13 protein-coding genes are annotated in these 9713 nt (G+C 66.5%); 6 read left to right on the top strand and 7 right to left on the bottom strand.

All coding sequences use genetic code 11. The annotated features are described in order from the left end of the window. Nucleotides 1-126 precede the first annotated feature (126 nt). Entirely contained in the window at nucleotides 127-324 is a 198-nt protein-coding gene (locus tag EOA33_RS13780) for a hypothetical protein (protein ID WP_126055234.1), read from the bottom strand. A gap of 407 nt (nucleotides 325-731) precedes the next feature. On the opposite strand from EOA33_RS13780, the gene EOA33_RS13775 reads away from it, so the two are divergent. The 4 genes from EOA33_RS13775 to EOA33_RS13760 all read left to right on the top strand — a co-directional run bounded on the left by EOA33_RS13775 (nucleotide 732) and on the right by EOA33_RS13760 (nucleotide 2453). Next, on the top strand, nucleotides 732-1226 hold the full coding sequence (locus EOA33_RS13775) for a hypothetical protein (protein WP_127405858.1): 495 nt from the start codon (nucleotides 732-734) through the stop codon (nucleotides 1224-1226). A 144-nt stretch (nucleotides 1227-1370) separates the two neighbouring features. Further along, the gene (locus EOA33_RS13770) at nucleotides 1371-1601 is read left to right on the top strand and encodes a hypothetical protein (protein ID WP_126055236.1); all 231 of its coding nucleotides are present in this window, start codon (nucleotides 1371-1373) and stop codon (nucleotides 1599-1601) included. Nucleotides 1602-1638: 37 nt separating this feature from the next. Beyond that, on the top strand, nucleotides 1639-2121 hold the full coding sequence (locus EOA33_RS13765) for an HD domain-containing protein (protein WP_127405857.1): 483 nt from the start codon (nucleotides 1639-1641) through the stop codon (nucleotides 2119-2121). Nucleotides 2122-2144: 23 nt separating this feature from the next. After that, nucleotides 2145-2453: a plasmid stabilization protein gene (locus EOA33_RS13760; protein WP_127405856.1), complete on the top strand. Its 309-nt coding sequence runs from the start codon at nucleotides 2145-2147 to the stop codon at nucleotides 2451-2453. Nucleotides 2454-2664: 211 nt separating this feature from the next. On the opposite strand, the gene EOA33_RS13755 is transcribed toward EOA33_RS13760, so the two are convergent. After that, on the bottom strand, nucleotides 2665-3123 hold the full coding sequence (locus EOA33_RS13755) for an Lrp/AsnC family transcriptional regulator (protein ID WP_126055239.1): 459 nt from the start codon (nucleotides 3121-3123) through the stop codon (nucleotides 2665-2667). A 189-nt stretch (nucleotides 3124-3312) separates the two neighbouring features. Between EOA33_RS13755 and EOA33_RS13750 the strand changes: the two genes are divergently transcribed. Both EOA33_RS13750 and EOA33_RS13745 read left to right on the top strand, forming a co-directional pair. Continuing rightward, nucleotides 3313-4059 carry an AzlC family ABC transporter permease gene (locus tag EOA33_RS13750; protein ID WP_127405855.1) on the top strand — a complete coding sequence of 249 codons (747 nt, stop codon included), beginning with the start codon at nucleotides 3313-3315 and terminating at the stop codon, nucleotides 4057-4059. Continuing rightward, complete coding sequence (locus tag EOA33_RS13745) at nucleotides 4056-4355, top strand: AzlD family protein (RefSeq protein ID WP_127405854.1); 300 nt, start codon at nucleotides 4056-4058, stop codon at nucleotides 4353-4355. The genes EOA33_RS13750 and EOA33_RS13745 overlap by 4 nt, the downstream gene beginning before the upstream one ends. 56 nt (nucleotides 4356-4411) lie before the next feature. Here the strand turns inward: EOA33_RS13745 and EOA33_RS39020 are convergent, their stop codons facing one another. The 5 genes from EOA33_RS39020 to EOA33_RS13715 form a co-directional block, all read right to left on the bottom strand. After that, nucleotides 4412-4807, bottom strand: a complete 396-nt coding sequence (locus EOA33_RS39020) for a hypothetical protein (protein WP_190234269.1) — start codon at nucleotides 4805-4807, stop codon at nucleotides 4412-4414. A gap of 155 nt (nucleotides 4808-4962) precedes the next feature. Continuing rightward, nucleotides 4963-5490: a hypothetical protein gene (locus tag EOA33_RS13730; protein WP_127405851.1), complete on the bottom strand. Its 528-nt coding sequence runs from the start codon at nucleotides 5488-5490 to the stop codon at nucleotides 4963-4965. Between the two features lie 140 nt (nucleotides 5491-5630). Next, nucleotides 5631-7727, bottom strand: coding sequence for an EAL domain-containing protein (locus tag EOA33_RS13725; protein ID WP_126055244.1), 2097 nt, complete (start codon nucleotides 7725-7727; stop codon nucleotides 5631-5633). Between the two features lie 68 nt (nucleotides 7728-7795). Then, nucleotides 7796-8062 carry an amidohydrolase family protein gene (locus EOA33_RS13720; protein ID WP_127405850.1) on the bottom strand — a complete coding sequence of 89 codons (267 nt, stop codon included), beginning with the start codon at nucleotides 8060-8062 and terminating at the stop codon, nucleotides 7796-7798. Nucleotides 8063-8137: 75 nt separating this feature from the next. Beyond that, nucleotides 8138-9713: dihydroxy-acid dehydratase (locus EOA33_RS13715; protein WP_127405849.1), on the bottom strand; the 1576-nt coding region annotated here is incomplete at its 5' end.

The raw sequence follows: 9713 nt of genomic DNA, 5'->3' as shown, positions 1-9713 counted from the left end.
CTATATGACTCAATGGCTGTAAAGAGGGCGGATATGGCGGAGCGGTTACGCTGCGGAATGCCCCAGCTCAGGTCGCCCAGCTCGGGCGCAGCCTCGCTGCAGGTTTTCAAGGAAGACGAATGACCATCAGAATTCGCGCTTGAGAAGTTGAAGAAGGGACTCCTCGTCCGATACGCCGCTGGCGAAAATATCCATTATCTGCGCGGCCAAAGTATTCGCTTCGCGGGTGCCCGGCAAAATATCGAGGTCCTGGCAGCTGCGATCATAGACCCTCTGCAGGAGGGCCATATCCTCCGGGTAAGCAACGCCGCTGGTTTTGAACATCGCTCCTCCCGCGTGCTGGGGCGGAAGCGCGCTTTTCGCTTACTGTCGGCGATGCCCTTGTCAATTACCGCCGATGATAGAGCATAGGTCGGCTGAGGGCCGCAGCACTACAACAAATGATAGAGCAGACCGGACATCGGCCCTCTGCGCAGTTCGGTCAGACTTCAGTCCAACTTTCCGGATTCCCTTGGCCTCGAGTTGCCCCCCGCTGACCTTGCGCCGGCGATGCCCCATTCTCGAAGGGTTGGCGATCCGGCTGGCCGAGGTCTGTGCAGCCGCGATGGCCGAGCGCAATGCCTCCATGGAACCAGTTCCGTTTCCCTCAGTTCCATTAGGACATCCCTGCGGGTTGGCGGCCAATGGCCTGGCTGTCCAGGACCTGCAGGACAGTCTTGCCGGAGGAACCGATGTCGCTGCATAGCCTTCATCCCGAACATGTCGATGAAACCCGCATGAGTGCCTATTCGACCTTCGCCCCTGCCCTCCTCAATTCGCTGGCGCAGCGCCTGGCCCGTTGCCAGGGAGCGAAGGAACTGGCGGAGGTGGAGAAGTCACTCATCCGCCTTGTCGAGGACGCCGCCGTCGCCGCGCCGCAGGCCGAGGCGATGAAGGAGTTCGCGATCGAACTGGTGGTTTCGACGATGAAGAATGTCCGCGACCACCCCGACTCCAAAAGCGATCTTGAGGAGATCGCCGGCCGCCGCACGCAGGGCCGTTCCGAAAATCCGGACACGCTCGACGAGCAGTTGGATGCCGGCTTGGAAGACAGTTTTCCAGCCAGCGATCCGCCGGCCGTGGTCTCAACCGCCATTTCCGGCGGCGCCAAGGAGATCGTCGGCACCGACGAGGTGCTGCGGCGCAAGAAGGAGGCTGCCGCCCGGAAGGCGGAGAACAACGAATAGCCTTTCCGGAAGCGATACGGCGGTTCAGCGTTGCTTGCCGGCTCGGTCGACCTGCCGGGCCTCGTTGCAATAAGCCGGCGCGGGCAAAGTTCGGGAACCTGACGCTTCGCGAAGGGTTCTCCTCCTAACAGGAAGGAGCACGCAATGAACAAGGACACTCGCGACACTGGCGCCGTTCCGCGGCGGCCCGGCGCGGGCCATGCTCCCGAGGCGACGGCCGGGTTACCCACCAAAGGCGGCGACGACCCACTGGTGCGGTTCCTGGCGGAGAATACCGACCTCTCTCCGAAACAGGCTCGGGAACTCATCCGCGAGCACGGCCACGACCGTGAACAGCTTCTGAAAATCGCGCGCACGATGAAGGCCGAGGGCTGAGATCGGGCGAGATCAAGCAATGCAAGGAAACACGAAAATGAGCATGCTGTACCGCGCGGCCAGGATCGCGGAAGAGGCGCATCGGTCTCAAACCGACAAGACCGGCCGCCCCTATATCGAGCATTGCCGGCGCGTCGCTGATCAGGTCGAGACGCTCGATCAGAAGATAGTTGCCTATCTGCATGACGTCGTCGAAAAGGGCGAAGGCTGGACCTTCGGCAGGCTACGGACGGCGGGCTTCGGCCCACCTGTCGTCGCCGCCGTCGATGCCCTGACGCGAAGGCTTGACGAAACAGAGTACGGGTTTCTGTGCCGCGCCGCCTCGAACCGGCTTGCCCTGCCGGTCAAGCGCGCCGACTTGAACGACAATCTCTGGCAAGCGCGCGAAGCCGGTGTCTCGACCGCGAAATATGAAAGCGGCCTGCGCGCGCTCAACCGGCTTCGAACAGGTGAGTCGCCGAGCAGACGTGGCGGGACAGGGGCGACCGCCGCGAGGCACAGCGCCAGCCGTTCCCTTTGACCAACTGCGAATGGAGAAGAAAAATGCCACGCGGAGACAAGTCGAAATACACCGACAAGCAGGAGCGCAAGGCGGATCATATCGCCGAAGGATACGAGCACCGCGGCGTGTCCGAGAAGGAGGCCGAGCGCCGCGCCTGGGCGACCGTCAACAAGGACGATGGCGGCGGCAAGAAGGAAGGCGGCTCGGGGCGCGGCAAGCACACCGGCAACCCGGCCGCGCACAAGGGCGGCAGGATGGGCGGCAAGGCCTCGGCCTCACGGTCCGCGGCCAGCCGGTCGGCCTCGGCGAAGAAGGCGGCGGCGACCCGCAAGAGCCACACGCATCATTGAGTGAGGCGGGCCTCTTCCTTCTCCCCTTGTGGGAGAAGGTGGATCGGCGCGCAGCGCCGAGACGGATGAGGGGTGCTGGAAGAAACTCCGGCGGCTAACAACGAAGGAGTTTTAGTCGCTTACGTCGCCAACCTCGCGTTCCGTCCAACACCCCTCATCCGACCGAGCTTCGCTCGGCCACCTTCTCCCACAGGGGAGAAGGGGGAAAGCACTAAAGCGGCATCTCCGAGGTCTGCTTGATGGTCTGGCTGGGAACCTCGGTCTTGACGTTCTGCACGCCCTTGATGCGGCTCAGATGCTCCGACTGGAAGCGGCGGTATTCGTCGATGCCGGCGGCCACCACGCGCACCATGGCGTCGCAGTCGCCGAGCATCAGATAGCACTCCATCACCTCGGGCAGCTTGGCCGCCTCGGCGGCGAAATGCTCGATCGTGTCCTCGTCCTGCTGCTTCAGCCAGATGCGGGTGAAGAAGGTGTGGCCGCGGCCGACCTTGGCCGGGTTGAGCACGGCAACGTAGCGGTCGATGACGCCGGCCTCTTCCAGAAGCTTGACCCTTCTCAGGCATGGCGACGGCGACAGGCCGATTTCCCGCGCCAGATCGTTGTTGGCCATGCGCCCGTCGCGCTGCAGGGCGCGCAGGATGCGCTTGTCGATCTCATCCAGCTTCATGGCTCAGGATTCCATCTTTCTTTCTGATTTCGATATCCAATGCCAATTTCTCTCAGAAATGGCGAATCTTCGCAACCAAATTGCTTGGCATTTCGCCTATGCTTACCGGCAGATAAGTCATCGACAGCGAATGGTTCGGACGCAGGCGGCCGCAAGGCGCGCCCGACCTCGTTCGCCCAAAGGAGACCCATGAGCATCTCGCAAGCAAGCCTGACCCTGGACGAGGCGCCCTACCGTCGGCCGTCCGAATTCCGGCGTGGCGTGGCCGCGTCGACGCCGGTGCTGCTCGGCATCATTCCCTATGCGCTGGTGCTCGGCGCACAGGCCGCGCAGAAGGGCCTCAGCGTCGTCGAGGTTCCGCTGATGACCGGCATGAACTTCGCCGGCGGCTCCGAGTTCGCGGCGATCCAGCTCTGGACCTCGCCGCCGCACATCCTGCTGATCGCTGCCATCACCCTGCTGGTCAACAGCCGCCATTTCCTGATGGGGGCCGCGCTTGCACCGTTCCTCAGCCACCTGCCGCGGCGCAAGGTGTTTCCCGCGCTGTTCGTGATGTGCGACGAGAGCTGGGCGCTGGGGCTGGCGGATGCGAGGCAACGCGCCGCGGCCGGTCTGAACCCGGCCTTCAGCCTGCCCTATTATGCCGGCGCCGCCCTGCCCTTCTACCTCGCCTGGGCGGTGTTCACCACCGCCGGCGCGGCACTCGGCCCAGTGCTCGGCAATGTCGAGGATTACGGCTTCGCCATGGCCTTCCCGGCCGTGTTCCTGGTGCTGATGCGCGGCATGTGGACGGGTTTTGCCGCGGCGCGGCCGTGGCTGGTCAGCCTGGTGGTGGCCGCCTTGACCTACCTCATCGTTCCCGGCGCCTGGTATGTGGCGGCCGGCGCGCTCTCCGGGCTGGTCTCGGCCTGGCTGTTTTCGGGAGACGAAGCATGATCGATCCAGCAAACGTGCTGGCCATCGTGCTGATGGCCAGCGTCACTTATCTGACCAGGGTCGGCGGCTATGTCGTGCTGCGCAACCGAACGCTTGGCCGCCGCGCCACGGCGGTGATGGAAGCCGCGCCCGGCTGCGTGCTGATCTCGGTCATCGCGCCGGACTTCGTCTCCAAAAATCCGGCCGACCTGGCGGCGCTCGCCATCACCGTGCTCGCGGCGACGAGGCTGTCGATGCTGCCGACCGTGGTGATCGGCGTGGCTTCGGCGGGGATGCTGCGGCATTTGATAGGCTAGGATGGGTGCCGGCGTCGGAGCTGCCGATCTCCCCCCGCGCGGGGGAGATCACGGTGTCAGCGCGGCGGCTCAGTCGTCACCGCCTTCGCCTTCGCCACCGCCATCGCCACCTTCGCCGCCGCCCTCGCCGCCACCGCCGCCACTGTCTCCGCCATCATGGTCGCCGCTGCTCGCGCCCTCGTGATCGCCGCTTTCGTGATCACCCTCGCCCCTGCCCTGGTCGCCGTCATGCTCGCCACTGTCGACCCGTCGCCTTCATGATCACCTTCGTCATTTTCGGCCACATCATGGTCGCGCTCATCGCCGGCGGTGGCGCCCTGGTCGTCATCGTCGGGCAGCGTCGCCGCCACCTCGCCGCCATGGTCCGAGACCTCGCCCGCAAGGCACTGCTGCGTTGCGAGACTGCCGAACAGGCTGACCGAAGCCGCCAGCAGCAAAGGAACAGCCTTCATCGTCGTCTCCATCCGGCACGTGGACCGCCATTGTCGAAGGCGGATCATTGTCCGGCCGGATTACGGCGCGCTTAAATGAGTATAAGCAATTTTAGCAGCTGCTTATTTTCGTAACGACCCGACGGGAGCCGACCCGGGCCTGCCGCTTGCGGCGGTCAGCGGCCGTAAAGCCCGATCTCGTCCGGCTGGATCGGGCCGGCGGCTTTCGACTTGACGTCGTCGCCCGTCAGCTGCTTCAGGGCCGCGTCAAGCCTGTCGCTGTCACTGCCGATCGGATCGATGATCGCATTGACGAACGTATCGAGCGAAACGCCGAGTTGGTCCAACCCCAGCTTCTTCTCGATCGCGATGATCTCGGAAGCAGATCTCTGTTTCAACGCCTCGACCGCGTTCTTGACGGCCGTGCCGTAGGACAACAGCGAAGCGTAGTCGCCATGGTCAACGCCGAACTCCTTGCCGACGCGCTCCATCAGCCGGACCTTGATGGCCGTGATGTTGAGGCTGTTCACGCTGAACATGGTCCCGGAGATCTTGGCCTGCGCCTGTTTCAGGGGCGAGCCCGAGCCGGCGAGGCTGGAGACGCCATTGGCACTCTCGGCGAGGCTGTCCTCCGCCGCATGTTGCGGGCGTTGCTGCTGCAGGATCAGCAGGGCGGCGTTGCTCAGTGCGGAGAGTGAAGACATTGCCGGTCTCGCGGGCCGGCCCGCTCGTCATGGAGGGCCGCGCCGGACATTCGAGCCAAGACATCATGCCTTGAGCGCAACAAGTCGGTTCGGCAAAGCGATAACCTGATGTCGATTAAGAATTTCCTAGGTCGATCGGCTCAACCGACGCGCCTGGCCGGCAAGTCAACCTCGCCGACCGCCCTGGCGACGATCGCCTCCAGCGGCTCGGGCCGGTGCAGCAGATAGCCCTGGCCGTAGGCGACGCCCATGTCACTCAGGATATCCAGCGCCACCCGCTGCTCGATCTTTTCGGCCACCACGCCGCAGCCGAGGCTCCTGGCGATGCCGGATATCGCCGAGACGATCTCGCGGTCGAAGCGGCTCTCGGCGATGTGCTCGACGAAGGAGCCGTCGATCTTGATGGCGTCGACGGGAAAGCGCCGCAGATATTCGAACGAGCTCATGCCGGCGCCGAAATCGTCGAGGCTGACACGACAGCGCCGTTCCCGCGCCTTGCGCACGAACGCCTCGGCGGCATCGAAATTGGTGACGGCCGCGGTCTCGGTGATCTCGAAGCCGATGCCGGCGGGCGGCGCGCCGGTCTCGGCGATGACGGTGTCGACGAACTCCCACAGCTGCGGGTCGCTCAGCGTCTGCGCCGACAGGTTGAAGTCAAGCGAGATGGCGCCCGAGCGCATCGCCGCCCCGTGCAGTTCCAGCGCCGCCCTGACGATCCAGCGGTCGAGCCTGGCGGCGATGCCGAAGCGCTCCGCCACGGAGATGAACTCGCCGGGCGGGATCATCTTGCCGTTGCGGGCAGAAAGCCGCGCCAGCACCTCGACCTGGCGGCTGTCGCGCCAGGGCCGGCCGAGCCGGTGGATCTGCTGGCCGAACAGTTTCAGCCTGCCGTCCTCCATGGCATCGACCAGGTCGGCGGCGAGCCGCGCGGCATTGAGGCCGCCGGAACCGGAGGCCGTCTCCACCGAGAACACCGCAAAACGGTTGCGCCCGGCGGCCTTGGCCGCGTAGCAGGCATCGTCGGCGCAGGCCAGCGCATCGGCGACCCTGGTGTCACTGTCGCTGACAAAGGCGATGCCGATGCTGGCCGCGAGCTTTCGCGTCGTCGCCGCCAGCTCGGCATTGCGCACGGCGGCAAGGACGGCGTCGGCAAGGCGCTCGGCCTCGGCCTGACCGCAGTTCGGCACCAGCAGCGCGAATTCGTCGCCGCCAAGCCGCGCCGCGTGCGCCGAGGACGGCAGGCTGGCGAGGATGCCGGCGGCGATGCTTTTCAGCGCGAGGTCGCCGGCGGCATGGCCGGCGAAGTCGTTCAGCGCCTTGAAGTAGTCGAGGTCGACATAGAAGACGGCGAGCGGCAGCCGGCGCTGCGTGGCGATGTGGTCAGCCAGCAGCCGGTCGAAGGCGGCGCGGTTGAGCAGGCCGGTCAGGGCGTCGTGGTTGGCGGCGTAGGTGAGTTCCTGCGAGCGCTTCTTGTCCTCGGTGATGTCGCGCACGGTGCCGAGGATCTGGCCGGCGCCACCGGCGCAGGCAATGAAGCGGACCAGCGATTCCAGATGGCGGATCTCGCCGTCGCGCCTGATGATGCGATATTGCGAGGCGGTTACGGCGTCGGAGCCGGGCGGCGGCAGGTGCGCCCGCTCGGTGGCTTCCTTGTCGTCGGGATGCAGATAGGTGTGCCAGAGGCCGGCCGAAACCTCGTCGGTATCGCTGACCAGGCCGAAGATCTCCCGGCTGCGGGCATCCCAGAAGCTCTTGTTGGTGGCGATGTCATAGTGCCAGATACCGGTGCCGCTGGCGGCGAGCGCCAGGCGGAAGCGCACATTGACCTCATCGAGTGCCGCCTCGGCCTGTTTTCGCCGGGTGATGTCGGTCTGCACGCCCATCAGCCGCAGCGCCCGGCCCTCGGCGTCGCGCTCGACGATGCCGCCGCGGTCGAGCACCCAGACCCAGTGGCCATCCTTGTGCCTGAGGCGCAGCTCCGTCTCGATGGACTCCGTCAGGCCGGCGATGTGGCGCTCGCCGCTGGCCAGTGCCCGCTCGCGGTCGTCGGGATGGGTGAGCGTCAGCCAGAGATCCGCCGTGGCGGCAAGCTCGCCCTCGGCGTAGCCGAGCATCTTCAACCAGGTCGGCGAGTAGTAGCAATCGCCGCTCGCGACGTTCCAGTCCCAGACGCCGAGATGAGCACGTTCCAGCGCCAGCGCCCAGAACTCCCCCTTGCGTGTCTTGTCGTCCGCCATGCCCGATTTTTGTCCGCCCTGTTGGAGACAGTGTGCACAAAACCAGACAAGAAACAGTTACCGCCGGGTCAGGTGGGGCGCCGCCAGCGATAGGCTTCGTCGACGCCGCGCAACGTGCCGGGCAGGGCCGCAGGCGCCGACAGCAGCGCGCTGTTGTCGAAACCGTAGACGCTGGGTTGCACCAGCACGGCGCGATCGATGCCATAGGCATCCATGACCCGGCGGTAGTCCTGGACCGTGACCATGGCCGGCGTGTAGCCGCGCGCCGGGTCGAGCGGACAGGCCGAGGCGAAGACATGGGCATGCGCGTCGCAGCTGCCCTCGGGCAGGCGCAACGCCGTGCGTCGCGCCGGCGCCAGCGGCGGCAGGCACCGCCGGGGGCGCCGTTTCCGCCGGGAAGTGCGCCGCGCTCATTGCGCCTCCTCCTTATCGGCGGCCCCGGAAGCGGTCAGGAAATCGAAGTCGCAGCCCTGGTCGGCCTGCAGCACATGGTCGTAGTAGAGCCGGGCATATCCTCGCGCCGGCCGCTCCACCGCCGGGCGGGCAATCGCCGCCCGGCGCGCCAGTTCGGCGTCGTCGACCAGCATGTCGATGCAGCGCGCCGGCACATCGAGGCGGATCATGTCGCCGCTCCTCACCAGAGCGAGCGGACCGCCCGCGGCAGCCTCCGGCGAGACATGCAGCACCACCGTGCCGAAGGCGGTGCCGCTCATCCTGGCGTCCGACAGGCGCACCATGTCCTTGACGCCGAGCGCGGCCAGCTTCTTCGGGATCGGGATATAGCCGGCTTCCGGCATGCCGGGCGCGCCGCGCGGCCCGGCATTGCGCAGCACCAGCACGTCCTCGGCGCTGACGTCGAGCGCCGGATCGTCGATGCGCATGGCAAGGTCGGCGACGGATTCGAAGACGACGGCACGCCCGGTGTGCCGCATCAGCGCCGGCGAGGCTGCGGAATGCTTGATCACCGCACCGCGCGGACAGAGATTGCCCGACAGCACGGCCATGGCGCCCTGCCCCGTCACCGGCCGGCCGAGCGGCCGGATGACGTCCTGCGCATGCATGTCCTCGGGCTTCATGACGCGGTCGCCGAGCGTGCCGCCGTCGACCACCGGCGTCGTCAGGTCGAGGACACCGGAGAGTTCGGCCAGCAGCCTCGGCACGCCGCCGGCCTGGTGGAAATGTTCCATATAGTGTTCGCCCGACGGCTTCAGGTCGACCAGCACCGGCACCTCGCGGCCGATCCTGTCGAACTCGGCGAGATCGACCGGATGCCCGGCCCGGCCGGCGATCGCGGCGAGATGGATGATGCCGTTGGTCGAGCCGCCGATCGACTGCATGACGACCATGGCGTTGCGGATCGATGCCGGCGTGACGATGGCGCCGGGCAGCGGCGCGCCGGGGACGGCAAGCGCGGCGGCGACGCGGCCCGAGGCTTCCGCCGAGCGGACCCGCTCGGCATGGGGCGCCGGGATGGACGCGGCGAACGGCAGCGAGAAACCCATCACCTCGGCAATGATCGCCATGGTGCTGGCGGTGCCCATGACCATGCAGGTGCCGACCGAAGGCGCCAGCCTGCCGTTGACGAGGTCGATCTCGACGGCATCGATGTCGCCGGCGCGGTGGCTCGACCACAGGCGCCGGCAGTCGGTGCAGGCGCCCAGCGTCTCGCCCTTGTGGTGGCCGACGACCATCGAGCCGACCGGCACCACGACCGTCGGCAGGTCGGCGCTGATCGCGCCCATGATCTGCGCCGGCAAGGTCTTGTCGCAGCCGCCGATGACGACCACCGCGTCCATCGGCTGCGCGCGGATCATCTCCTCGGTGTCCATCGCCATCAGATTGCGCAGCACCATCGAGGTCGGATGGGCGAAGGATTCGTGGATGGAGATGGTCGGGAACACCATCGGCAGCGCGCCCGAGAGCATGACGCCGCGCTTGACCGCCTCGATCAGTTGCGGCGCGTTGCCGTGGCAGGGATTGTAGTCG

The organism is Mesorhizobium sp. M4A.F.Ca.ET.050.02.1.1, assembly GCF_003997725.1.
Taxonomy (GTDB): Bacteria; Pseudomonadota; Alphaproteobacteria; order Rhizobiales; family Rhizobiaceae; genus Mesorhizobium.
This window is presented reverse-complemented; position numbering and strand designations above follow the sequence as displayed.